Origin of the sequence: Niveibacterium microcysteis, assembly GCF_017161445.1 — a bacterium.
Lineage (GTDB): Bacteria > Pseudomonadota > Gammaproteobacteria > Burkholderiales > Rhodocyclaceae > Niveibacterium > Niveibacterium microcysteis.
In genome coordinates this window covers 220855-243790 of sequence record NZ_CP071060.1, presented here as the reverse complement: position 1 = coordinate 243790, position 22936 = coordinate 220855, and the positions used below count along the sequence as shown (strand labels likewise).

Annotated in this window: 23 protein-coding genes; 7 read left to right on the top strand and 16 right to left on the bottom strand. The window is 62.9% G+C overall.

The genetic code is table 11. From position 1 onward, the window contains the following. Positions 1-156: 156 nt before the first annotated feature. On the bottom strand, positions 157-1455 hold the full coding sequence (locus JY500_RS01115) for a D-amino acid dehydrogenase (protein ID WP_206254772.1): 1299 nt from the start codon (positions 1453-1455) through the stop codon (positions 157-159). Positions 1456-1587: 132 nt separating this feature from the next. Here JY500_RS01115 and JY500_RS01110 point away from each other — a divergent pair, with 132 nt between their 5' ends. Next, positions 1588-2052 (top strand): Lrp/AsnC ligand binding domain-containing protein, encoded by a 465-nt coding sequence (locus JY500_RS01110; RefSeq protein ID WP_172201688.1) that lies wholly within the window; start codon positions 1588-1590, stop codon positions 2050-2052. Between the two features lie 6 nt (positions 2053-2058). On the opposite strand, the gene JY500_RS01105 is transcribed toward JY500_RS01110, so the two are convergent. The 10 genes from JY500_RS01105 to JY500_RS01060 all read right to left on the bottom strand — a co-directional run bounded on the left by JY500_RS01105 (position 2059) and on the right by JY500_RS01060 (position 10565). Next, on the bottom strand, positions 2059-3456 hold the full coding sequence (locus JY500_RS01105; RefSeq protein WP_206254771.1) for an MATE family efflux transporter: 1398 nt from the start codon (positions 3454-3456) through the stop codon (positions 2059-2061). A 192-nt stretch (positions 3457-3648) separates the two neighbouring features. Next, the gene (locus JY500_RS01100; protein WP_172201692.1) at positions 3649-4074 is read right to left on the bottom strand and encodes a F0F1 ATP synthase subunit epsilon; all 426 of its coding nucleotides are present in this window, start codon (positions 4072-4074) and stop codon (positions 3649-3651) included. A gap of 59 nt (positions 4075-4133) precedes the next feature. Next, positions 4134-5537 carry a F0F1 ATP synthase subunit beta gene (atpD, locus tag JY500_RS01095; RefSeq protein ID WP_172201694.1) on the bottom strand — a complete coding sequence of 468 codons (1404 nt, stop codon included), beginning with the start codon at positions 5535-5537 and terminating at the stop codon, positions 4134-4136. A gap of 25 nt (positions 5538-5562) precedes the next feature. Then, positions 5563-6432 carry a F0F1 ATP synthase subunit gamma gene (gene atpG / locus JY500_RS01090; protein ID WP_172201696.1) on the bottom strand — a complete coding sequence of 290 codons (870 nt, stop codon included), beginning with the start codon at positions 6430-6432 and terminating at the stop codon, positions 5563-5565. A gap of 15 nt (positions 6433-6447) precedes the next feature. Beyond that, positions 6448-7986, bottom strand: a complete 1539-nt coding sequence (atpA, locus tag JY500_RS01085; protein ID WP_172201697.1) for a F0F1 ATP synthase subunit alpha — start codon at positions 7984-7986, stop codon at positions 6448-6450. Positions 7987-7997: 11 nt separating this feature from the next. Continuing rightward, positions 7998-8531: a F0F1 ATP synthase subunit delta gene (locus JY500_RS01080; RefSeq protein WP_206254770.1), complete on the bottom strand. Its 534-nt coding sequence runs from the start codon at positions 8529-8531 to the stop codon at positions 7998-8000. A gap of 6 nt (positions 8532-8537) precedes the next feature. Further along, the gene (locus JY500_RS01075; protein ID WP_172201699.1) at positions 8538-9008 is read right to left on the bottom strand and encodes a F0F1 ATP synthase subunit B; all 471 of its coding nucleotides are present in this window, start codon (positions 9006-9008) and stop codon (positions 8538-8540) included. 37 nt (positions 9009-9045) lie between these two features. Continuing rightward, positions 9046-9291: a F0F1 ATP synthase subunit C gene (atpE, locus tag JY500_RS01070; protein ID WP_148579106.1), complete on the bottom strand. Its 246-nt coding sequence runs from the start codon at positions 9289-9291 to the stop codon at positions 9046-9048. Between the two features lie 70 nt (positions 9292-9361). Beyond that, on the bottom strand, positions 9362-10222 hold the full coding sequence (gene atpB, locus JY500_RS01065; protein WP_206254769.1) for a F0F1 ATP synthase subunit A: 861 nt from the start codon (positions 10220-10222) through the stop codon (positions 9362-9364). A gap of 1 nt (position 10223) precedes the next feature. Beyond that, on the bottom strand, positions 10224-10565 hold the full coding sequence (locus JY500_RS01060; protein ID WP_172201701.1) for an ATP synthase subunit I: 342 nt from the start codon (positions 10563-10565) through the stop codon (positions 10224-10226). 236 nt (positions 10566-10801) lie between these two features. Between JY500_RS01060 and JY500_RS01055 the strand changes: the two genes are divergently transcribed. The 5 genes from JY500_RS01055 (at position 10802) to JY500_RS01035 (ending at position 14924) form a co-directional block, all read left to right on the top strand. Continuing rightward, the gene (locus tag JY500_RS01055; RefSeq protein ID WP_246479734.1) at positions 10802-12682 is read left to right on the top strand and encodes an MFS transporter; all 1881 of its coding nucleotides are present in this window, start codon (positions 10802-10804) and stop codon (positions 12680-12682) included. Positions 12683-12723: 41 nt separating this feature from the next. Beyond that, positions 12724-13122 (top strand): MAPEG family protein, encoded by a 399-nt coding sequence (locus JY500_RS01050; RefSeq protein ID WP_172201702.1) that lies wholly within the window; start codon positions 12724-12726, stop codon positions 13120-13122. Positions 13123-13448: 326 nt separating this feature from the next. Further along, positions 13449-13835 carry a VOC family protein gene (locus JY500_RS01045; protein WP_206254768.1) on the top strand — a complete coding sequence of 129 codons (387 nt, stop codon included), beginning with the start codon at positions 13449-13451 and terminating at the stop codon, positions 13833-13835. A 17-nt stretch (positions 13836-13852) separates the two neighbouring features. Then, positions 13853-14242 (top strand): VOC family protein, encoded by a 390-nt coding sequence (locus tag JY500_RS01040; RefSeq protein WP_206254767.1) that lies wholly within the window; start codon positions 13853-13855, stop codon positions 14240-14242. Between the two features lie 7 nt (positions 14243-14249). Then, the gene (locus JY500_RS01035; protein WP_172201707.1) at positions 14250-14924 is read left to right on the top strand and encodes a helix-turn-helix transcriptional regulator; all 675 of its coding nucleotides are present in this window, start codon (positions 14250-14252) and stop codon (positions 14922-14924) included. Positions 14925-15120: 196 nt separating this feature from the next. On the opposite strand, the gene JY500_RS01030 is transcribed toward JY500_RS01035, so the two are convergent. The 5 genes from JY500_RS01030 to JY500_RS01010 form a co-directional block, all read right to left on the bottom strand. Next, entirely contained in the window at positions 15121-15516 is a 396-nt protein-coding gene (locus tag JY500_RS01030) for a bacteriohemerythrin (RefSeq protein ID WP_206254766.1), read from the bottom strand. A 62-nt stretch (positions 15517-15578) separates the two neighbouring features. After that, positions 15579-16127 carry a chemotaxis protein CheW gene (locus JY500_RS01025; RefSeq protein WP_206254765.1) on the bottom strand — a complete coding sequence of 183 codons (549 nt, stop codon included), beginning with the start codon at positions 16125-16127 and terminating at the stop codon, positions 15579-15581. Between the two features lie 50 nt (positions 16128-16177). Continuing rightward, the gene (locus JY500_RS01020; RefSeq protein WP_206254764.1) at positions 16178-18709 is read right to left on the bottom strand and encodes a methyl-accepting chemotaxis protein; all 2532 of its coding nucleotides are present in this window, start codon (positions 18707-18709) and stop codon (positions 16178-16180) included. Positions 18710-18745: 36 nt separating this feature from the next. Then, positions 18746-21082, bottom strand: a complete 2337-nt coding sequence (locus JY500_RS01015; protein ID WP_206254763.1) for a chemotaxis protein CheA — start codon at positions 21080-21082, stop codon at positions 18746-18748. Positions 21083-21099: 17 nt separating this feature from the next. Beyond that, positions 21100-21399 carry an STAS domain-containing protein gene (locus JY500_RS01010; RefSeq protein ID WP_206254762.1) on the bottom strand — a complete coding sequence of 100 codons (300 nt, stop codon included), beginning with the start codon at positions 21397-21399 and terminating at the stop codon, positions 21100-21102. Between the two features lie 359 nt (positions 21400-21758). Here JY500_RS01010 and JY500_RS01005 point away from each other — a divergent pair, with 359 nt between their 5' ends. Further along, positions 21759-22922 (top strand): esterase/lipase family protein, encoded by a 1164-nt coding sequence (locus JY500_RS01005; protein WP_206254761.1) that lies wholly within the window; start codon positions 21759-21761, stop codon positions 22920-22922. The last annotated feature ends 14 nt before the right edge of the window (positions 22923-22936 follow it).

Sequence of the window (22936 nt, the reverse complement as noted above, 5' to 3'; positions counted from 1 at the left end):
GCAGCGCAGCGCGACCGCCGAGTTCCGGGCCGTACACCGCGTGGCGATACCCGCCTGCCGGCGATCCGGCCGCCCAAATGAAAACGCCCCACGTGGGTGGGGCGTCCTGTCAGGTCTGCGATGCGCCGCGTTGGTGCAGGCGCCGGGCCTGTGAGTTCAGGCCGTTACGGTGCCCGGCGTGACAGCGGCAACGTCACGCGGCGAGGCGTAGCGTGCAAGTGAGAGGTCGTCGGCGCGAATCGCCGGACGCCGCCCGAGCACCAGGTCCGCCATCAGCTGGCCGGAGCCAGTCGCCATCGTCCAGCCGAGGGTGCCGTGCCCAGTGTTAAGGTAGAGGTTCTGAATCGGTGTGGCCCCAACAATCGGCGTGCCGTCTGGCGTCATCGGGCGCAAGCCGGTCCAGAACTCCGCGCGAGGTAGATCGCCGCCGCCCGGGAAGAGGTCATGGGTGACCATCTCCAACGTGGCGCGGCGCTTCGGATTGAGACCCAGGTCGAAGCCCGCCAGCTCCGCCATCCCGCCAACGCGGATGCGGTCGTCGAAACGGGTGATCGCGATCTTGTAGGTCTCATCGAGCACGGTCGAAACCGGTGCGCGCTCGGCGTCGATCAAGGGCACCGTGAGCGAATAGCCCTTCACCGGATAGACCGGAATGCTCACACCTATCGATTTCAACAGGCCTCGCGAGTAGCTGCCTGCGGCGAGCACGACGCGATCTGCGGTGAGGCGTTCGCCCCCCACGCGCACCGCGCTGATGCGCCCGGCTTCCACGTCGAAACCATCGATCGTGGCAGTCATTTGGAAGCGGACACCCAGCCCCGCCGCCAGTGCAGCGAGGCGCGCAGTAAAGAGTTGGCAATCGCCGGTCTCGTCGTTAGGCAGGCGCAGCCCGCCGACCAGACGATCCGATACGCGGACCAGTGCGGGTTCCGCGGTCGCCAGACCAGCGCGATCGAGCAGCTCATGCTCAACGCCTAGCTCGCGTAGCACCTGCACATCGCGCTGCGCCGCGTCCACCTGGGCTTCCGAGCGGAATAGCTGCAGGGTGCCGCGGCTGCGCTCCTCGTAGGTGATGCCCGTCTCTCTGCGCAGCTCGCGCAAGCAGTCGCGCGAGTACTCCGCCAGTCGCAACATTCGCGCCTTGTTTTCGCTGTAGCTGCGGGTGTTGCAGTTGGCCAGCATCTGCAACATCCAGCGCAGCTGGAACAGACTGCCGTCCGGGCGGATCGCCAGCGGGGCGTGTTTCTGGAAGAGCCACTTCATGGCCTTGAGCGGAATCCCGGGCGCCGCCCAGGGCGTCGAGTAGCCTGGCGACACCTGACCCGCATTGGCAAAGCTTGTTTCAAGAGCCACGCCAGCTTGCCGATCGATCACCGTAACCTCGGCGCCACCACGAGCGAGGTAGTAGGCGGTGCTGACACCGATCACGCCACCACCAAGAACCAAGACTTTCATCGCCAATCCCTTAGCCAGACTTTGATGTTGCTAGTCTATTGACGCCAAGGCAGTGCTATTCACTAACGTTTAGGTGCATTAAAGTGGTCTTTGCGCCCAATCTTCGGGCATGCGCGACATGAACAGGGAAATATGCGCCAACTCGATAAGATCGACCGGAAGATCCTCGATGTGCTGCAGCAGGACGGCCGCGTCACGATGACGGAACTCGCTGAACGTGTCGGGCTGTCGACCACCCCCGTCGCCGAACGGGTGAAGCGGATGGAGCGCGAGAAGGTCATTACCGGGTACCATGCGAGGGTCGATCCGCGCGCGCTCGGGCTCAACCTTCTCGTGTTCGTAGAGATCCGGCTCGCGTCGAAATCCGGCGAGCTGTTCGACGAGGTCAAGCGCGCATTGGCCTGGCTGCCCGAGGTGATGGAATGCCACCTCGTATCCGGCGACTACGACTACTTGATCAAGGCGCGCATTACCGAGATGGCGGACTACCGGCGCCTGCTGGGTCACGTTCTGAACCGCCTGCCCGCGGCGGCCGAGTCGCGCAGCTATGTGGTCATGGAAGAGGTCAAAGAGACCCTCTTCCTGCCAACCGATTGACGCACATCAGGTCGCCTGAACCGGCTCCGGGTAGCACGGCTGCTGCGCCTGAATTCGGCGGCGTGTCGCGCGAGCATGGGGCACCCATGCCAGCAGTCGCCAGCGGATGAACATCGCAATGCCGCGCACCCACTCATCTGCCGCCATCGCGAGCCATACGCCAAGCAGGCCCCAACCGGCATGCACACCCAGCAGCCACGCTACGCCCACCGCCACGCCGAACATCGAGAAGACGCCGAAGCCCACCGGGAAACGCGCGTCGCCGGTGGCGCGCAGTGCATTGATCACGACCAGATTGAATGTCCGCCCCGGTTCCAGCAACACCACCACCCACAGCAACTGACTCCCTGCGGCAATGATTCGCGGATCGTCAGTAAAGAACGTAAAGATCGCTTTCCCCGAAAGCGCAGCGAGCAGCGCCAGCGTTGTCGACGCGGCAAAGCCCCATAGCAAGGCTTTACGTACTACGCGGTTCGCGTCATGCAGGTGGCCGGCGCCAATCTGATGCCCGACCACGATCTCGGTGCCAAAGCCGATCGCCAGGCCAGTCAGCAGGATGAAATAGCTGACTTGCAGCAGGTAGGTATGAGTCGCCAGTTCGCCCGACCCCATGGCAGCGACGAAGGCCAGTACCCAGGTAAACGCGATGCGATAGGCGACGTTCTCGCCGGCGCCCGGCAGACCGATATGCGCCATTTCTCCAAGTTCGGCCCGCCGCACGATGAGCCAGTCCGTTCTGCTGGGCGTAACGGCCAGACGCTGCCGCCACAGCCAGATGTGCATCGCAAGCGATGCCACCCGTGCAAGCAGGAAGCCAAGTCCGATCCCGACCAAACCCAGGCGCGGCACCGGCCCCCAGCCGAACATCAACGGTAGGCCCGCGAGCAGCGAGAGGGCGTACATCGCCAGCATCAAACGCAGCGTATCGCGGGTGAAGGTGTAGGCCCGCAGCACTGAGGACATGGTCGCGATGATTGCATCGACCGCGAGTACCACACCGAGGATCACGAGGTAGGGCTGGGCTTCTGGCCGCAACGCCGGCGGCAGCTTCATCAGACTCAGCAGCGGGCCGGCGCCAAAGCCGACGATCGCGGCCGATAGCAGGCCAAGCCACACCGCGGCCGCAAGGCTCGCACGCGCGATGCGTTCCGCCCCCTTGCGATCACCCGCGCCCAGATACTGCGTAATCACCACACTCGCACCAACGCCGATAAGCCGGAACAGGATGATGAAGAACGCCATGATCTGGTTCGACAGACCGAATGCGGCAGCGGTGTCGTCAGAGATCCGCGCGGTCAGCCATACGAACAGGAGGCCAACCGAGGCATGAAGCAGGTGTTCGGAGAAGATCGGCCAGGTGATGGCAAAGAGCCGGGGGCGTGGGGGCGCAGGATGTCGTGTCATTCGCAGCAGGTCCGTTGTTCATGCCGCGTTCGAGCTGTGCGCTTCTGTTTGGTTACGCGGCGAACTAAGTATGCCTGTCGCGGCGCGCGCCGACCGGGTGGATTTTCGGGGGTTGATCGTCACCGGGTGTAAGCGGAAATGAACAAGGGCAGCTTTCGCTGCCCTTGTTGGGATTTTGCGTTTGTCCGCGAATCAGTGACCGCGCTTCTTCATCCGCTCGATCATCGCCAGCTGCGCAGCGGCTTCGGCCAGTTCGGCCTGGGCACGTGCGTAGTCGAGCTTCGACTCCTGGTTCGACAGCGCCTCTTCGGCCTGACGCTTGGCTTCCATCGCCTTGGCTTCGTCCAGATCGCGACCACGGATTGCCGTGTCCGCAAGCACCGTCACCAAACCCGGCTGCACCTCAAGGACGCCGCCAGCGACGAAGATCAGCTCGTCGTGCTCCTGGTTCGGCAGCTTCAGACGCACCGCGCCAGGACGGATCCGGGTCAGCAGCGGCGTGTGGCCAGGCAGGATGCCCAGCTCGCCCGCTTCACCCGGCAGCGCGACAGCTTCAGCCAGACCCGAAAAGATCTGCTCTTCGGTGCTGACCACGTCGACATGAACCGTCATTGCCATTTGCTTTTCTCCGCTCTAGGTCGCGCGCCCCGCTTACACGGAGCGCGCAAACCTGCGCCTTACTGCAGCGTCTTGGCCTTCTCGAAAGCCTCTTCGATGCCACCGACCATGTAGAAGGCCTGTTCCGGGAGCGCATCGCACTCGCCAGAGGTGATCATCTTGAAGCCCTTGATGGTGTCCTTCAGCGTCACGTACTTGCCGGGCGAACCGGTAAACACTTCAGCAACGTGGAAGGGCTGCGACAGGAAGCGCTGGATCTTACGGGCGCGGGCGACAAGCAGCTTGTCTTCCGGCGCCAGTTCGTCCATACCGAGAATCGCGATGATGTCGCGCAGTTCCTTGTACTTCTGCAAGGTGGCCTGCACAGCGCGCGCGGTCTGGTAGTGCTCTTCGCCAACAACCAGCGGATCCAGCTGACGCGAGGTCGAGTCGAGCGGATCGACCGCCGGGTAGATACCCAGCGCAGCGATGTCACGCGACAGCACGACGGTCGAGTCGAGGTGGAGGAAGGTCGTCGCCGGCGACGGGTCGGTCAAGTCATCCGCAGGCACATACACGGCCTGGATCGACGTGATCGAACCCACCTTGGTCGAGGTGATGCGTTCCTGCAGGCGGCCCATTTCTTCCGCCAGGGTCGGCTGATAGCCCACCGCAGACGGCATACGGCCCAGCAGCGCGGACACTTCAGTACCGGCCAGCGTGAAGCGATAGATGTTGTCGATGAACAGCAGGATGTCGCGGCCTTCGTCGCGGAACTTCTCTGCCATCGTCAGACCGGTCAGCGCGACGCGCAGACGGTTGCCCGGCGGCTCGTTCATCTGGCCGAACACCATCGCGACCTTGTCGAGAACGTTCGACTCTTTCATCTCGTGATAGAAGTCGTTGCCCTCACGGGTACGCTCACCAACACCGGCAAACACCGAGAGACCCGAGTGCTGCTTCGCGATGTTGTTGATCAGCTCCATCATGTTCACGGTCTTGCCGACGCCGGCGCCACCGAACAGGCCAACCTTACCGCCCTTGGCAAACGGGCAGATCAGGTCGATAACCTTGATGCCTGTTTCGAGCAGCTCAACCGACGGCGACAGCTCGTCGAACTTCGGCGCGGCCTGGTGGATCACGCGCTTCTCGTCGCCAGCGATCGGGCCGGCTTCGTCGATCGGACGGCCCAGCACGTCCATGATGCGGCCGAGCGTGCCATGACCCACCGGCACCGAAATGCCGGCGCCGGTCGCGTTGATCTTCATGCCACGACGCAGGCCATCGGACGAACCCATGGCAATCGTGCGCACCACTCCGTCGCCCAGCTGCTGCTGAACTTCCAGGGTCAGGCCAGATTCGACCAGACCGTTATCTTCGGCGGCATCCAGTTGGAGCGCTTCGAAGACCTTCGGCATCGAATCACGCGGGAACTGAACGTCCACCACCGCGCCGATGCACTGAACAATGGTTCCTTGACTCATCGTCTTTCCCCAATCATTAAAACCGTTACACCGCCGCGGCGCCGCCGACGATCTCGGAGATCTCGCGGGTGATCGCTGCCTGACGGGTCTTGTTGTAGACCAGCTGGAGTTGCTTGATCACGTTGCCCGCGTTATCGGACGCAGCCTTCATCGCCACCATGCGTGCGCTCTGCTCGGACGCCATGTTCTCGGCCACGGTCTGATAGACCGCCGCCTCGACCAGACGGAGCATCACCTCGTCGATCACCGCCTGCGCATCCGGCTCGTAGATGTAGTCCCACGAGCTGTCCGGAGTACCCATGCTCTCGCCGGTGAGCGGGAGCAGCTGAACAATCCGCGGCTCCTGCTTCATCGTGTTAACGAACTGGTTGAAGGCGATGTAGACCGCCTCAACCTGCCCGCCGAGGTAGGCATCGATCATGACCTTGACCGGACCGATCAGACGCTCAAGGTGCGGGGTGTCGCCCAGCTGCGTGACGTGCGAGATGACCTTCGCACCCATGCGCTGCATGAAACCCAAGCCCTTGTTGCCGATACAGGTCACGCGGATGTCGTTCGCACCAGCCTCTTCCCATTCTTTCAGGCGGTTGACCGCCATCCGGAACAGGTTGGTGTTGAGACCGCCACAGAGTCCCTTGTCGGTGGAGATGAGCACCAGCCCCACCTTCTTGGGATTCTCGACCTTGGCGAGGAACGGATGCCGGTAGTCGGTGACGTTCGCAAGCGCGAGGTTGGCGGCAAGCCGGCGAATCTTCTGGGTATAGGGGCGGCCCGAACGCATGCGCTCCTGAGCGCGACGCATCTTGGATACCGACACCATCTCCATGGCCTTGGTGATCTTGCGCGTGTTTTGCACGCTCTTGATCTTGTTACGGATTTCCTTTCCGCCCGCCATGTCGCTCTCCGCCTCTTACTGCCAAGTCTTCTTGAAGGCGTCGAGCGCGGCAGCCAGAGCCTTTTCGCCGTCGGCGTCGAGGTCCTTGGTCTGTTCGATCTTGGCGTGGAGATCCGCAGCCTGGCTACGCACATGCTGTTGCATGGCGGACTCGCAGGCGAGCGCACGGTTGACCGCGACGTCGTCGAAGTAACCCTTGTTCACCGCGAAGAGCGTGACGGCCATGTCGGCAACCGACAGCGGGGCGTACTGCGCCTGCTTCATCAGTTCGGTCACCAGACGACCGCGCTCAAGCTGCTTACGGGTGGCTTCGTCGAGGTCCGACGCGAACTGGGCAAAGGCTGCGAGCTCACGGTACTGCGCCAGTGCGAGACGCACACCGCCGCCGAGTTTCTTGATGACCTTGGTCTGCGCTGCACCACCGACGCGGGAAACCGAAATACCTGCGTTGATTGCGGGACGGATGCCGGCGTTGAACAGATCGGTCTCAAGGAAGATCTGGCCGTCGGTAATCGAGATCACGTTGGTCGGAACGAACGCGGAAACGTCGCCAGCCTGCGTTTCGATAACCGGCAGAGCGGTCAGCGAACCGGTCTTTCCCTTCACGGCACCGTTCGTGAACTTCTCGACGTACTCCTCGTTCACACGAGCGGCACGCTCAAGCAGACGCGAGTGCAGATAGAACACGTCGCCCGGGTAAGCTTCACGGCCCGGCGGACGGCGCAGCAGCAGCGAGATCTGACGATAGGCCCAAGCTTGCTTGGTCAGATCGTCATACACCACCAGCGCATCCATGCCGCGATCGCGGAAGTATTCGCCCATCGTCGAGCCGGCGTACGGCGCGATGAACTGCATGGCTGCCGATTCGGAGGCCGATGCGGCCACTACGATGGTGTATTCCATCGCGCCGTTCTCGGTCAGCTTGCGCACCACGTTGGCGATGGTCGAGGCCTTCTGGCCCACCGCCACGTAGATGCAGATCATGTTCTGACCCTTCTGGTTGATGATCGCGTCAACCGCGACGGCGGTCTTGCCCGTCTGACGGTCGCCGATGATCAGCTCGCGCTGACCACGGCCGATCGGCACCATGGAGTCGACCGACTTCAGGCCGGTCTGAACAGGCTGCGACACCGAACGGCGCCAGATCACGCCCGGCGCGACCTTTTCGATCTTGTCGGTTTCTTTCGCGTTGATCGGGCCTTTGCCGTCGATCGGCTGACCCAGCGAGTTCACGACGCGGCCGATCAGCTCAGGGCCAACCGGAACGTCGAGAATCTTGCCGGTGCACTTGACGGTGTCACCTTCAGAAATGTGTTCGTACTCGCCCAGCACCACGGCGCCGACGGAGTCGCGCTCAAGGTTCATCGCGAGGCCGAAGGTGTTGCCCGGGAATTCGAGCATTTCACCCTGCATGACGTCTGCCAGACCGTGCACACGGCAGATGCCGTCGGTCACGGAAACCACGGTGCCTTCGTTGCGCGCCGTCGCCCCCAGTTGCAGGTTCTGAATGCGACTCTTGATGAGATCGCTGATTTCAGACGGGTTGAGGTTCATACCTAGAGCTCCTAATTCTGTAGCGCGGCGGCCATCGCGGCCAGCTTGCCGCGGACCGAGGCATCGATCACTTCGTCGCCGACGGCGATCTTCACTCCGCCGATCAGTTCAGGGTCGATCTGCACGGTAGCCTTGACCTTTGCCTTGAAGCGGTTTTCAAGGTCGGCAACCAGGCGCGCAAGCGTTGCGGCATCAATCGGGAAAGCGGAACTCACCAAGGCATCCTTGACGCCTTCGTGCGCATCTTTCTGCGCGACGAAAAGCGAAAGGATCTCCGGAAGAACAATCAGGCGCTCGTTTTCAGCAAGCACATTGACGAAGTTCTTCTGGTCGGCGGTGAGGTCGCCTGCGACCTCGACGAATACGCGTGCGGCTTCAGCAGCCGTGACGCGCGGATCGCCGAGGTTTTCCCGGATACGCGGTTCGCCTGCGACCGCCGCCAGGCGCGCTAGCGCCTGAGCCCACGCTTCGAGAGCGTTGGCTTCACGTGCCAGCTTGAACGCCGCTTCGGCGTAAGGGCGCGCGACGGTGACGTTTTCGGCCATGGCGTCTTACAGTTCCTGTTTCAGGTTGGCCAGCAGGTCGGCGTGGACTTGGGCGTTGATTTCCTTGCGCAGGATCCGCTCTGCACCGGCCACGGCGAGTTGGGCGACTTGCTCGCGCAACCCTTCCTTGGCTTTCTGCATGGCGGCGCCAGCTTCCTTCTCGGCGGCCTCGCGGGCGGCAGCGACAATACGTGTCGCTTCGCTACGGGCTTCATCGATCAGAGCGGCAGCCTGCTTCTCGGCTCCGGCACGGACATCGGTTGCGGACTCGCGCGCCTTGCGCAGTTCGTCGACAACCTTTTTCTCGGCCAGAGCGAGATCGGTCTTGGCCTTGTCCGCAGCGGCGAGCCCGTCGGCGATTTTCTTCGCACGCTCGTCGAGTGCCTTCGCGATCGGCGGCCACACGAATTTCATCGTGACCAGCGCCAGCACGAAGAACACAACGAGCTGGGCAAACAGCGTTGCGTTCAGATTCACGGCATCACTCCCGAATCAGTGGAAGGAATGAACCGGATCAGAGCTTGAACGGGTTGGCGAAGGCAAACATCATCGCGATACCGACACCGATCAGGAACGCAGCGTCGATCAGACCGGCCAGCAGGAACATCTTGGTCTGCAGGGCGTTCATCAGCTCGGGCTGACGGGCGGACGCTTCGAGGTACTTCGAGCCCATGATGCCGATACCGATACAGGCACCGATAGCACCGAGACCGATGATCAGACCAGCGGCCAGAGCAACGAAACCAAGAACGTGTTCCATGACGACTCCTCTATTTCAGAAAAAGTGGGGTTGAATCAAAAAACTTACTGCTTTCGGTGCAACGCTAGTGTCAGTGGCTTTCGTGAGCCTGACCGACGTAAACAAGCGTCAGCATCATGAAAATGAAGGCCTGCAGTGCAACGATCAGAATGTGGAAGATCGCCCAGGCGGAGCCCGCCAGCACATGGCCCGCCCAAAGCAGCGGACCCGCGACACCCGACGTACCCCAGGCGGCGCCCATCAGCGCGATCAGCATGAACAGCAGCTCGCCTGCGTACATGTTGCCGAACAGTCGCATGCCGTGCGAAATCGTCTTCGCGGCGAACTCGATCATCTGCATCAGGAAGTTGATCGGGTACAGGAACCACTTGTCGCCGAACGGCGCTGCGAACAGTTCATGCACCCAGCCGCCAAGACCTTTGATCTTGATGTTGTAGTAAAGGCAGACGAGCAGCACGCCGGCCGACATCCCGAGCGTCGCGTTCAGGTCGGCGGTGGGGACAACGCGCAGGTAGGCGTGCTCGTTGCCGCTGATCTTCTGCCAGATCATCGGCAGCAGGTCGAGCGGAAGGAAGTCCATCGAGTTCATCAGGAACACCCAGACGAACACGGTCAGCGCAAGCGGTGCGACGAATTTGCGCGATTCAGCGCTGTGGATGATGCCCTTGGCCTGGTCATTAACCATCTCGACCAGAATTTCGACGGCGGCCTGGAAACGCCCCGGAACGCCGGAGGTCGCCTTGGACGCCGCGCGCCACAACAGGAAAACAGTCAGCAGACCCAGGCCGACCGAGAAGATCAGCGTGTCGACGTTGAGAACGCTCCAGTCGACGATGTTCTGCTGTGCGTGGCCGGTGGTGTTGTTATGGGTAAGGTGGTGAACGATGTACTCGCCCGCGGTAGGCGCGCTTGCTTCGTGTCCGGTGGCCATGTCAGGTTTTAACCAAAAAAGCGAAAACGTTAGCTTGAAGCGTCACGACCAAACCGATGACCACCGCGCCCCAATGGACGTCGGGATAAATCAGGCGGGCCGCAGCCAGTAATCCGATACTCAAGGCAATCTTGATCAGTTCGCCCAAAAAAAAGGCCAGCGCATAAGAAGCGCCTGGGCGCTTCGAAGCAGCATGGAGCCGGATGGCGAACAGCCAAGCAGGGAGGACACAGGCGACGCCCCCCAACGCCGCCGAGAGCGCGCCGCGAGTACCGAAGGCCACCATTCCTAAAACGGTGCCAATCAGTGCGGCCATAAGCTGCAGGACGATAACTTTATACATTCCCTGCACTGCCGCGAACATCTGCGCGCCTCGAAAAACCACGCAATCTTAGGTATTTAGCTGATTGAAGTCAAACTTAGTACTTGCCCTAGGCGGGCGATCTGGTGCATTGCACAACGCACCGCATTGGTGCATCAGTCACCTCGCGGATGACGTGACGCAAGGATCGAATTCCCAACCGGACACTGCATAATTGGCGCGCCGGGAAGCCCCCCGGCGCCCGCCCCCAAGAGAACATGACAATCGAACATAACCCGATGATGCTCCTGAAGACGCGGCGCTTCCTGCCGCTCTTCACGACCCAGTTCCTGGGCGCATTCAACGACAACGTGCTCAAGCAGGCACTGCTGCTGCTGATCACCTTCCAGGGTGGCGAGGTGATGGGGCTCTCGCCGGCCTTGATGGTCCAGGTGGCATCGGGCCTCTTCGTACTGCCGATGTTCCTGTTTTCGGCCTCCGCCGGCCAGATCGCCGACGCATTCGACAAGGCAACGCTGATCCGCTGGGTGAAGCTGGCCGAGATCGGCATTGCGCTGATAGCCGCGGCGGGATTCTTCTTCAAACTCGTGCCGCTGCTGCTGACTGCGCTGTTCCTGATGGGGCTGCACTCCACGGTATTCGGTCCGCTGAAGTACTCGATCCTGCCGCAGCATCTCCACAACGACGAAGTGGTCGGCGGAAACGCATGGGTGGAAAGCGGCACCTTTGTCGCCATTCTGCTCGGCTCGATCATCGGCGGCCTCCTGATCGCAGTACCTGGAACCGGCCCGATGTGGGCGGGCTGCGCATGTGTCGTGCTGGCCGCCAGCGGCTGGCTGGCAAGCCTGTCGATCCCGGCGGCACCGCCGCTGGGTCAGGTCAAGCTCAACTGGAATCCGTTCAGCGAGATCGCGCAGAACATGCGTATCGCGGCGCGCAACCGCACCGTGCTGATGGGCATGATGGGGATTTCGTGGTTCTGGTTTTACGGTGCGATGCTGCTCTCGCAATTCGGGCCGTTCGTGAAGGATACGATCGGCGGCAGCGAACATCTTTCAACCTTTCTGCTGTCGACCTTCATTGTCGGTATCGCGCTGGGCTCGCTGCTTGCGGAGCGCGCGTCGGGCGGCAAGGTTGAATTGGGGCTGGTGCCGCTCGCATCGCTCGGCATGACCGTGTTCGGCGTAGACCTTTATTTCGCGAGCCCCGCAACGCCGCATCAAGGCATTGATGTTGCGGGCTTCGTGGCAATGCCGGGCTCGTGGCGCTTGATGGCAGACCTCGCGCTGATCGGCGTGTTCGGCGGGCTTTATACGATTCCGCTCTACGCTTTGATCCAGACGCGTTGCGAGCCTGCCTACCGCTCGCGCATCGTCGCGGCGAACAACATCCTGAATGCCGGTTTCATGGTGGCCTCGGCCGGTTATGCGTTCTTCGCGCTGAACCAGGGTGCGAGCATCCCGCAGATGTTCCTGTATGCGGCACTGATGAACATCGCGGTGGCTGCGTTCATCTACAGCCTGGTGCCGGAGTTCATGCAGCGGCTGCTGGTGTGGCTGCTGGTGCATACCTTCTACCGGGTGCGCGCGAAGGGCTACGAGAACATCCCCGCCGAGGGGCCTGCCGTGGTGGTGTGCAACCATGTCAGCTTCGTCGATCCGCTGATCCTGATGGCGGAGAGCCGGCGCCCGATCCGCTTCGTGATGGACCACCGCATCTTCAAGATGCCGATCATCAACTTCGTCTTCAAGGAAGGGCGGGCGATTCCGATTGCGCCGGCGAAGGAAGACGCCGCCATGCTCGAAGCCGCCTACGACGAAGTCGCCAAGACGCTGGAAGCCGGCGAAATCGTCGGCATCTTTCCGGAAGGCCGGATCACCGACAGTGGCGACCTGTCGCCCTTCAAGGCAGGTGTTACCCGGATTGTCGAGCGCACGCCGGTCCCCGTCGTGCCCATGGCGCTCTCCGGGCTATGGGGCAGCTTCTTCTCACGCAAGGACGGCCCCGCCATGACTAAGCCGTTCAGGCGTGGATTGTTCAGCCGGATCGAGCTGAGTATCGGCAAGCCGCTGTCGCCGGCCGAGGCAACGCCCGACGCTTTGCGTGCCGCGGTTGCACAGCTGCGCCAGCGCCCCTGAACACCAGGTCTCCATTCCCTCTAACCGCGGGCCGAACCCTCATGCATGACTACCCACTCACCGCCGGCACCACCCTTCTGATCGTGTTGCTGATGTTCGGCACCGCGTGGAATGTAGGGCGTGCACGCGAGAAGTACGGCGTGAAAGCCCCAGCCACCACAGGCAACGAGTACTTCGAGCGCGCTTACCGGATCCAGCTCAACACGATGGAATGGGCGATGGTGTTCTTGCCCACCCTGTGGCTGTTCGCCGCCTATGTGAACGATCGCTACGCGATGCTCGCCGGGCTGATCGGCCTCGCCGGCCGTGTGCTTTACGCCGTCAGCTACCAGCGCGACCCTGCCACACGCGGTACCGGCTTCATGATCGGAATGATCGCTTTCGGCATCATCGGCCTGTGGGCAGGCTTCGCCGTGCTGCGTACCCTGGTTGGCTTCTGAACGCGGCAGGCGCGTCACACTGCAAATCCTCGCCGATGCGCATCCGTGTCGGCGACTACGGCTGGCGATCGCGATAGCCCAGGGGCCGCACACCAACGCCGGCGCACGGCCTCGGCCACGTAGCGCAGTCCGAGCGCCCGCTCGGCACTGCCACGCCGCGCAACCGATCAATCAAGTTACGGCGCCACACGCCTGGCTTGCCCGTTGGTATGCAGAGCGGATCGGCGGAATCGCTTTGTGGCGAGCCTCCGTCACCCTCCTGACACCACGCTGTCAGGAGCCCCCCTGCATCCTGTCTGCACCTCAACCGCAACAGGAGCAACATCATGGACAAAGCACTCCGCCAACAGCAGCGCGTCGTCTGGTTCGAACTGCCGGTACTCGACCTCGATCGCGCCTGCGCTTTCTACGAGCAGCTTTTCGGTGCGCCGCTGCAGCGCGAACAAATGGGGCCGGAGGTCACGATCGCGGTGTTCCCGTATGACGGAACCGGCGTGTCCGGCTGCTTGCAACGCGCGCCCGGCGTGGTGCCCGCGAGTACCGGCACGAAGGTCTATCTGAACGCTGATTGCGGGCTGGATGCCTTGCTCGCGCGAGTGGAGGCCGCCGGCGGTAAAGTGGCACTCCCGCCAGTCATGCTGCCGGGCGACATGGGCCGCTTCGCGCATATGATCGACACCGAGGGCAACCTCGTCGGCCTGCACGAAGCCTGATGCGAAAGGACCCTGCCATGAAGTTCGGTTACACCATCGTCTATGTCGCTGACGTGCGCGCGGCGCTCGATTTCTACCAGCGCGCCTTCGGCTTTGCGACGGCCTTCGTCACCGACGACGCGCAGTTCGGTCAACTCGACACCGGTGCGACGGCGCTGGCGTTCGCACGACACGACGTCGCGGCCGCCTCATTGGGCGGCGAGTATCGGCCGCTGAATGCCGACGCGGTGCCCGCCGGCATCGAGGTGGGCTTCACGACCCACGACGTACCGGCCGCGTTCGAGAAGGCAGTCAACGCCGGGGCAACCGCCCTTACGGCACCGTCCATAAAGCCGTGGGGGCAGACGGTGGCCTACCTGCGAGCGCCGGAAGGCACGCTGATCGAGTTGTGCACCCCGATGGGCTGAACCCCAGATGCGCCGCGCCGACCGACTATTCCAGATCACCCAGATCCTGCGCGGCCGCCGACTCACCACGGCCGCGCAGTTGGCGGAGCGGCTCGCGGTGTCAGAGCGCACGATCTATCGCGACATCGCTGATCTATCCACCTCCGGCGTGCCGGTGGAAGGCGAGGCTGGCGTCGGCTATCGCTTACGGCCCGGCTTCGATCTGCCACCGCTGATGTTCAGCGCGGACGAGTTGGCGGCACTCGCCCTTGGCGCCCGCGTGGTCGGTGCCAAGGGCGGCAGCGAGCTCGCGCTGCATGCCGCCAGCGCATTGGAAAAGATCAGCGCGGCGGTCGGTCCGGCGCTGCGCGCCCGCTTGGAAACCACCGCACTCCTGGTGCCTGACTTTGGCGTCACGCCTGGAACACAACATATCGAAGCACTGCGCCGTGCGGTTGATCAGCGCCTGCGCATCGCCTTCGACTATGTCGACGAGAAGGGTGCGCGCAGCACCCGCTTCGTCTGGCCGCTCGGACTGTTCTTCTGGGGGCAGGTGTGGACGCTCGGTGCGTGGTGCGAACTGCGCAACGACTTCCGCAGCTTCCGGCTCGATCGCTTGCTGCAACTCGCGCTCGCCGGCGACCAGTTCCCCGATATGGAAGGCCGGCGCCTGGCGGATCTGCTACGCCACTGTCACGCCTGAACGCACGGCAGCCAAAGGCCGAAGCCGCAAGCAGCCGTCCAGCGATGACGCGCTGACGGTGCCCCGAGCCAAACAGACGCCCTCTATGCGACGGGCGATGCCGGACGAAGCGCATGTCCACTCAGCGTCAGGCGCCGGGGATCACGCGCGCCGGGCATCGATTATCGGCTTGGCGCCAGCCCCCCGATCGGCACGCTCAGCCCGCGCCCGGGTGGTCCTTCAAGTAGCCGGCAAGCCGCGTGTCTTCCTTGACGATGTGGACCTGTAGCCAGTTCTCCATGAAGTCCGCAACGCTCTCAGTTGTCCAGCGATCGTTGTGGATGTCGGCACTGATTTCGGACAGGCGCGCGAGTTGTTGCTCGTGCATGGCGTAGTGCGCCGCGTAGCCGGGATAGCCGACCTCCCGCATCACCGATTCTTCGTGCCGGAAGTGGGCGCGAACGTAGCGGAAGAGCTCCATTGCACAGCCGACCAGATCCTGCTTCTCGGTCGCTTCGACGAGCTTGTTTGCTAGCGTGAAGAGATATTCGTGCTGAGCGTCGATCTTCGTCTCGCCTACACGATAGGCGTCGTTCCATTCAAATCGTGTCATGTCGTATCCCGACCTGCAGAAAGCGCTCCGAGAAAGGCGTCCATCGCAAGCAACCACGGCGCTCAAACACCGGCGTCCGCCGACTGGCCGAGTGCCGCCACCACCGCGACCTCCTTCACCGACAGCACACGGTTGACGTCCAACAGTACGACGAACTTCCCGGCGATCTTTCCCATGCCCTTGATGAAATCACTGCGAACCCGCGCGCCGAACTCGGGTGGCGGTTCGATCTCGGTCGGCGGAATTTCGATCACTTCATTCACTGCGTCGACGACGATCCCCATCTCCTGAACACCGTTCTCCGTGGTGACGTCGACAATGACGATGCACGTGCGGCGCGTGTTCTTCTGAGGCTCGCGACCGAATCGCACCGCCAGGTCGAACACCGGCACCACTGCGCCACGCAGATTGATGACACCGCGAACAAACGAAGGCGTCATGGGCACTTCAGTCAGCGCGCCGTATTCGATGATCTCGCGGATCGAAAGGATGCCGATTGCGAAGGTCTCGTTGCCGAGCTGGAACGTCAGGTATTGCAGATCGCTCGGCTCGACAGCCGGCCCAGCGCCGTCCGGCGCGCGACCCTTGACGGGCGGCTTGGCCAGTTCCATTCCTGTGCTCACCATCGCCGCCCCCTAGAACCGCGAAAAGCCGGTGTCGCTCATCGCCGCACTACCGTTGCCGCGCTTTGCGCCGATCGGGCAGATGGTGACCGCGCACTCCGCGATTTCGCAGCCCCCTGGCGTGCGCCATCGTCGCGCGCGCCAATCGCGAAGAAGGACATCAGCTGCTGAAGCTCATTCGCCTGCGTGCTCATTTCGCCCGCGGTTGCGGCCAGCTCTTCGGACGCTGCCGCGTTCTGCTGGGTGATCGTATTGAGCTGATCCATCGCCGAATTGATCTGCTCAACGCCGACGCTCTGCTCGCGGGACGAAGCGGTGATTTCCTGCACCAGATCGGCAGTCTTGCGCGTCGCAGGGACGATCTCGTCGAGCAGCTTGCCGGCCCGCTCTGCCAAGCCCACGCTATTGCCGGCCAGTTGCCCGATCTCCTGCGCCGCCACCTGACTGCGTTCCGCCAGCTTGCGCACCTCGGCAGCGACCACTGCGAACCCTTTTCCGTGTTCGCCGGCGCGGGCGGCTTCGATGGCTGCGTTGAGTGCGAGCAGATTGGTCTGGTAGGCAATGTCGTCGATGATGCCGATCTTCTTGGCGATCTGCTTCATCGCAGCAACCGTCTCGGTTACGGCCTGCCCGCCTTCAGCCGCCTTCTTGCTGCCGTCACCGGTCATCGTGTCGGCAACCTTTGCGCTCTCGGTGTTCTGCTTGATCGAGGCCGACATCTCTTCAACCGACGCTGAGGTCTGCTCGACACTCGCAGCCTGTTCGGACGACGCTTGCGACAGTGCCTGCGCAGTCTCGGTGACCTGCTCGGTGGCCGACACCAGCGCCTCGGAGGTGTTGTTGACCGCCGCAATGGTTTCGGAAAGCCGCGTCACGGTGGCATTCACTGCATCGCTGAGTTCCTTGATCTGGCCGCGATATTCCGTGGTGATGCTCATCGTCAGGTCACCCGTCGACACCGCCGCCATGACTTGCTTGACCTCGTTGACCGGGCCGACCACGCCATCCATCGTCGAATTCAGGCCTTCGATGATTTCGCGATAGCCGCCCTGATGCTGGCTGGCATCGGCGCGCACATCGAGCCGGCCTTCCGCGGCCGCGTTGGACACCGTGACCGCGTCCTTGATCAGCGCGTTGATGTTGTTCTTCATCATCATCAGCCACTGGTGGATCTGGTCGCGCTCCGATGCCTTGCCCATCGTGGCGCTCATGTCGCCGTTGGCGATCTTCGTTACATAGGCCACCAGTTCGGTCAGCCATGCATGCACCGCATTGACGGCATCCTTCATGCGCTGGTGGTCGCCGTAGCAGGTAATCGTCACCGACTCCGACAGATCACCCCCAGCGATGCGCCGCAGTACCCGGTTGCCCTCGGCAACCGGATTGACGATGTTCGATACGGTTTCGTTGACGCCCTTCACCAGCTGATTCCAGCCACCTACGAACAGATCGGCATTGGCACGTTTGTCGAGTTCGCCCGCTGCGGCCGCCTTGATGATGATGTCCGTCTGCGCCAGCAGGTCGTTCATCATCTTCACTGCAGCGTTGAGGTTGGTCTTGATGACGTCGAATTCACCGTTGTAGTGGTCGGTGATGGTGGGCGGGATGACGCCCTTCGAGATCTTGTCGACATAGTCGGCCGTTACATTGAGCGGACCGATCACCGCGTCGAGCGTGTCGTTCACGCCTTGAACGATGGCCCGATACTCGCCCTTGTACTGCGAGGCATCGGCGCGGGTCGACAACTGCCCCGCGACCGCGGCTTGCGACAGCCGGCCTGCCTCGGCGCTCATGTTCTTCAGGGCCGCGACGGCTTTGTCCAGCGCCGCGAGCAGCATCGCCACTTCGTCCTTGCCGGACGCATCGATCTTCACGTTCAGATCGCCTTCCGCAATCTTGCTGGCCGCATCCAGCGCAGCGGAAACCGGGCGGGTGATGCTGCGGGTGATGAAGAAGCCGAATACGCTCGCTAGCAACGCCGCCGCAACCGCCAAGCCAATCACGATACGGTTGGATTCGGCCGCGGTCTGCTCGGCCTGCTTGCCCGCGTCTTCCATCAGCTTGGTCTGGAAGTCGTTCAGCTTGTGCAGCGTATCGAGGTAGGTCGCCTGAGCCTTGCGGACATCGCCCAACATATAGGCGATCGCCTCGTCACGCTTTCCGGCCTTCACCAGATCGACGAATGCGCCTTGCGTCACCAGATACTCCTTGCGCGCATCGACGACGTTTGCCAGCAGGCGCTTGCCTTCTTCCGACTGGATCAGCTGTTCGAGCTTGCCAAGCGCATCGCTGATGGTCTTGCGTGCCTCTTCGAGCCGGTCGAGTTCCTTGGTGGCTGCGGCCGGCGGCAACAGCAGCGCGTTGCGCATCGCACGCGCGATGACGTTGACCGCATCCATCACGTCATTGACGAGCACGGTCTTCTTGAACTTGTCGTTGGCCATGTTGCTGACTTCGGCGCTCAGCACGTTGATTCGGCTGACCGAGAGCACGGAAACCACGATCAGAAGAACGAGGACAGAAACAAACCCGAACCCGAGCCGGGCTCCGATTTTCAGGTTGTTAAGCATGCTTTGCTCCTTCGGTCATTCAGCGGGCTGACTTGTTCATTCGGACGCCGCAGCGGCGGCAGTGATTTGCAACTTTCGGTTCGGTTCATGGCGGGCGAGTCGTCTGACCAAGCCCGGCACATCGAGAATCATCGCGACGTTGCCGTCACCGAGGATCGTGAAACCACTGATGCCGTCGAGGCCGCCGAACACGGCGCCAAGCGGACGGATCACGGTCTGGAATTCACCCATCAGGCGGTCTACAACCAGGCCCGCCCGGTGGCCGGCGTACTGCACGACCACCACGTTCTCGCGCTTCACCGGATGCAGCAGGAAGGCCAGTTCCGGGTCGCTCGCCAGCGCGGCGGCGCCTTCGCGCGTCAGCAGCGCAGTGCCTGACGAAACCGGGCTGTCGGACGCCTCCAGTTCGTCGGCATCGTCGTCGGCCTCAAGCATCTCGGCCTCGCTGTCCTTGACATTGAATAGCTGTCTGAGGCGGATGAAAGGCAGCACCTCGCCGCGCAGGTTGAGGTAGTCGCTTCCGTGCGCGGCCTGTGATTCGTCGGCGGTCAGCTCGACACACTCGACGACCATGTCGAGCGGCACCACATAGGTGGAGCGACCGACCCCGACCAGGAAGCCATCGATGATCGCCAGCGTCAGCGGCAGGCGGATCCGCGTCGTGGTGCCCTGGCCTTCGCTGCTTTCGATCTCGACCGCGCCGCGCAAGGCGTTGATGTTCTTGCGTACGACATCCATGCCGACACCGCGCCCGGACAGGTTGCTGACCTGATCGGCGGTCGAGAAGCCGGGCTCGAAAATCAGACTGTAGATGTCCTGATCCGACAGGTGCTGGTCGCTCTTGACCAGGCCGCGTTCGCGCGCCTTGGCAAGTATCCGCTCCCGATTCAGGCCGCCACCGTCGTCCGACACTTCGATCACGATGCTGCCGGAATCGTGGTAGGCGTTGAGCCGCAGCGTGCCGTAGGCCGGCTTTCCGCGCGCAATTCGAAGCTCGGCGTGCTCGATGCCGTGGTCCATCGAGTTGCGTACCAGATGCGTGAGCGGATCGCCGATCTTTTCCACCACGGTCTTGTCGAGTTCGGTTTCGGCACCGCTGATCTCCAGCCTGATGTCTTTGCCGAGATCCGCGCTCACATCGCGCACGACGCGATTGAAACGATTGAAGGTGGCACCGATCTGCACCATGCGCAGGGTGAGCGCCGAGTCGCGCACCTCTTCGACCAGACGCGATAACCGTGCGGCCGCTTCGAGCAGATTCGGCAGCCCGTGTTGCTGTGCCAGCAGGCTGGCGCCGGCGCTCGCAATGATCAACTCGCCGATCAGGTTGATGTGCTCGTCGAGTTTGTCGGCGTTCACCCGGATCAGGCCGGCCTCGCCGCCGGAGCGTTCCTTGGCCTGCTTCTGCTTGTCGAGCGCCGCCTCCACCACCTTCGGCTGGACGACCTTCTGGTCCACCAGCACCTCGCCGATTCGCGGCGCCTGGGCAGTATCGTTCCCCGCCTGCCGATTGAGGGCGGCGGCCAGCTCCGATTCGGTCAGGGTTCCACACTTCACAAGGATCTCGCCGAGCTTGAGATCCTCGTCCGGCATCTCTTCGATCAACCGCAGGTAATCGGCAACCTTGCTATGCGGTGGCAGGATCGAAATCTGCGCCTCGTCGCGTACGAACTCGAACGCCGATTCGATCTTCGCCTTGTCGGCATCCGTCCTGAAACGGATCTCGTAGCCGAGATAGCTGGCCTCCGGATCGAGCGCCGATAGCGGCGGTACGAGATCGGCCAGCGTGATGATGTGTGCGATTTCCCCAAAGCTCGTGAGGTAGCGGATCATCGCCAGCGGGTCGAGCCCGCTTTGCAGCACCGTGGCATTGAAGCGCAGCGAGAGGTGCCAGTGATCCGTCCCGACGCCGCCTTCCTGCGGCGTTTCGGCGGTCCGCACCGCAGGCGACGGTGCCGCGGCTTGAATCGTTGCCGGCAGCGACGTTCCAACATAGGCCCGCAGTCGCTCGGTGAGCAGCTCCGCAGTGTGCCGGGTGTTTTCGTCCGGTTCGCCGCCCTGCGCCACCAGGTTGATCAGCGACCCGATGTGATCGCGAACAGCCAGGAAGGTGGCAACCAGCGGCGAGTCGATCTTCAACTCGCCATTGCGCACCCGGACCAACACGCTTTCTGCGATGTGCGTGAACGCGACGATGTGGTCGAGGCCGAACAGCCCGGCGGAGCCCTTGATGGTATGCGCCGCGCGAAAGATCGCATTGATGGTTTCGGCGTCGTCCGGCGCCTGCTCCACCCGGAGCAAGGCCTCTTCCATCTCCTCCAGCAGTTCCCGCGCTTCGATGATGAAGATTTGGAGAGCGTCATCCAGATTCATGTCAGGCGTCCCGCTCGTTACTGCGCCGCCGTTACTGCCACGGCGTCGAATTGATCAGAGAGGTTGCACAGGTGAAGCACCTCGAGCACCGCACCGCTATGGCCAACGAAGTGCAGCGGAACCTCACGCGCCGTCGCTTCGCGCCGGGCCGCGATCATCAACTGCAGCCCCGCACTGTCGAGTTCGTTGACGCGCGAGAGGTCGACTTCAACCTGGCGTCCCGAATTCAACGCCTCAAGCAACTGTTCGCGGGTCAGACCGGCGTTGACGATGGTCATTTCGCCCTCGATGACAACGGCGGTCGTCTTCTGAGTCATGTTTCCCTGCCTCGAAGCGCGGAACGAGTCCGCTTGCGCAAGCGATCGATCGGGAGGCCTTGAACTACTGCGCGCCCGAGGAATCGGTGCTGGTGTGTACATGTCGGACAGGAACGAAGCGCTCGTCGCATCCACATGCCACGTGCATCCAACGGCCGCGTTTCCGAAACATTAAGGGTGCCTTTTGGCCAAGTTCGTTGGCATTTGCGCTGGCTCAAAAGCGGATTGGCACCCGCGCACCGCAGAACAGGCTGAAGACCAGCAGTTTCTAGGGCTGGCGCCTTTTCGCCCGACTTGAGCGGTCGGGGCAGGCATTGCAGGCGCACAATCAGGCTTCGCCGATGCGTCAGGGGTACGCCATGAGCAAGCACGACAAACCCAAGCCCAAGCCGAGCTATGCGCCCGCGCTGCAACGCGGCTTGCATGAGGTCAGCCATCAGGTCGAAGCCATGCACCGCGCGATTGCCGGGAAAACCTTCGGCGCCCTCAAGCAGGTTCCGGTGGTGGCGCAACCCGCCGCGTTGATCGAGAGCATCCACGATGCGGTGAGCGCGGGGGTTCACGCCGCGGTGCGGCTGGGCAACCGCGGCCTCTTCAGCCTCGCCGGCGAGGCGGAGCGCGCGCTCGCCAGCGACGCGCCGCCCGGGCCGCGCGAGAGCGGGCTACGCGCCGCGATCAACGGCGTCTTCGGCGACCATCTCGCTGCACACGGCGAAGCGCTGGCGACGCCAATGCAACTATTCGAACGTGGCCGACACAGCGCTGCGGTGCTCGATCACCTGCATATCCCGCAGCGTCGGGTCTGCATCTTCCTGCACGGGCTCGCGTGCGACGAGCATTGCTGGGTGCCGGATGCCGACAGTGGCGAGCCGGATTACGGCGCACAGGTCCATGCGGATTTCGGCTATACCGTGCTCTACCTGCGCTACAACAGCGGCCTGCCGATTGCAGACAACGCCAGCGCCTTCGCCGAACTGCTCCAAACGCTGTGCGCGGCGCAGCCCAGCCTGCAAGAGATCCTGCTGATCGGCCACAGCATGGGCGGCCTGATTGCGCGTTGCGCGCTGTGGCAGGGCGCCGGCAGCCCGTGGCTGGCGCGTACCCGCATGCTGATCTGCCTGGGCTCACCGCAACTCGGCTCGCCGCTCGAACGGCTGGGCATGGTCACCAACCGCTTGCTGGATAGCTTCGACGTGACCGCCCCGATCGGCGCCATCGCGCGCCGCCGCAGTGCCGGCATCCGCGACCTGCACGACGGCATCGGCGCCGATGCGGGCCAGGACCCGCCCGAGGTCGAGCTGCGCTTCCTTGGTGCAACGATTGCCGAAGACAGCGACAGCGCGCTCGGCAAGCTGGTTGGCGACGGACTCGTGACCCCGGACAGCGCGCTGGCTGAGCGGCCTCGCGCAAACATCGCCCGCGCTCAGCTCGGTGGCCTCGGCCACATGGCGATGCTGCATGAGGCCCGCGTCTGGCAACAAGTCCACACATGGATCGCCGAAGGCTTCGTGCCGACAGCGTAAAATCCCGCTTCCGC

What these genes read in the sequence shown, in the direction of transcription:
- JY500_RS01030 (WP_206254766.1), bottom strand. Translation starts at nt 15,516, where the DNA reads ATGACACGATTTGAATGGAACGACGCCTATCGTGTAGGCGAGACGAAG.
- JY500_RS01035 (WP_172201707.1), top strand. Translation starts at nt 14,250, where the DNA reads ATGCGCCGCGCCGACCGACTATTCCAGATCACCCAGATCCTGCGCGGC.
- atpE (WP_148579106.1), bottom strand. Translation starts at nt 9,291, where the DNA reads ATGGAACACGTTCTTGGTTTCGTTGCTCTGGCCGCTGGTCTGATCATC.
- atpG (WP_172201696.1), bottom strand. Translation starts at nt 6,432, where the DNA reads ATGGCGGGCGGAAAGGAAATCCGTAACAAGATCAAGAGCGTGCAAAAC.
- JY500_RS01050 (WP_172201702.1), top strand. Translation starts at nt 12,724, where the DNA reads ATGCATGACTACCCACTCACCGCCGGCACCACCCTTCTGATCGTGTTG.
- JY500_RS01005 (WP_206254761.1), top strand. Translation starts at nt 21,759, where the DNA reads ATGAGCAAGCACGACAAACCCAAGCCCAAGCCGAGCTATGCGCCCGCG.
- JY500_RS01060 (WP_172201701.1), bottom strand. Translation starts at nt 10,565, where the DNA reads ATGTATAAAGTTATCGTCCTGCAGCTTATGGCCGCACTGATTGGCACC.
- JY500_RS01115 (WP_206254772.1), bottom strand. Translation starts at nt 1,455, where the DNA reads ATGAAAGTCTTGGTTCTTGGTGGTGGCGTGATCGGTGTCAGCACCGCC.
- JY500_RS01100 (WP_172201692.1), bottom strand. Translation starts at nt 4,074, where the DNA reads ATGGCAATGACGGTTCATGTCGACGTGGTCAGCACCGAAGAGCAGATC.
- JY500_RS01055 (WP_246479734.1), top strand. Translation starts at nt 10,802, where the DNA reads ATGACAATCGAACATAACCCGATGATGCTCCTGAAGACGCGGCGCTTC.
- JY500_RS01040 (WP_206254767.1), top strand. Translation starts at nt 13,853, where the DNA reads ATGAAGTTCGGTTACACCATCGTCTATGTCGCTGACGTGCGCGCGGCG.
- JY500_RS01020 (WP_206254764.1), bottom strand. Translation starts at nt 18,709, where the DNA reads ATGCTTAACAACCTGAAAATCGGAGCCCGGCTCGGGTTCGGGTTTGTT.
- JY500_RS01045 (WP_206254768.1), top strand. Translation starts at nt 13,449, where the DNA reads ATGGACAAAGCACTCCGCCAACAGCAGCGCGTCGTCTGGTTCGAACTG.
- atpD (WP_172201694.1), bottom strand. Translation starts at nt 5,537, where the DNA reads ATGAGTCAAGGAACCATTGTTCAGTGCATCGGCGCGGTGGTGGACGTT.
- JY500_RS01105 (WP_206254771.1), bottom strand. Translation starts at nt 3,456, where the DNA reads ATGACACGACATCCTGCGCCCCCACGCCCCCGGCTCTTTGCCATCACC.
- JY500_RS01010 (WP_206254762.1), bottom strand. Translation starts at nt 21,399, where the DNA reads ATGACTCAGAAGACGACCGCCGTTGTCATCGAGGGCGAAATGACCATC.
- JY500_RS01025 (WP_206254765.1), bottom strand. Translation starts at nt 16,127, where the DNA reads ATGGAACTGGCCAAGCCGCCCGTCAAGGGTCGCGCGCCGGACGGCGCT.
- JY500_RS01015 (WP_206254763.1), bottom strand. Translation starts at nt 21,082, where the DNA reads ATGAATCTGGATGACGCTCTCCAAATCTTCATCATCGAAGCGCGGGAA.
- atpB (WP_206254769.1), bottom strand. Translation starts at nt 10,222, where the DNA reads ATGGCCACCGGACACGAAGCAAGCGCGCCTACCGCGGGCGAGTACATC.
- atpA (WP_172201697.1), bottom strand. Translation starts at nt 7,986, where the DNA reads ATGAACCTCAACCCGTCTGAAATCAGCGATCTCATCAAGAGTCGCATT.
- JY500_RS01110 (WP_172201688.1), top strand. Translation starts at nt 1,588, where the DNA reads ATGCGCCAACTCGATAAGATCGACCGGAAGATCCTCGATGTGCTGCAG.
- JY500_RS01080 (WP_206254770.1), bottom strand. Translation starts at nt 8,531, where the DNA reads ATGGCCGAAAACGTCACCGTCGCGCGCCCTTACGCCGAAGCGGCGTTC.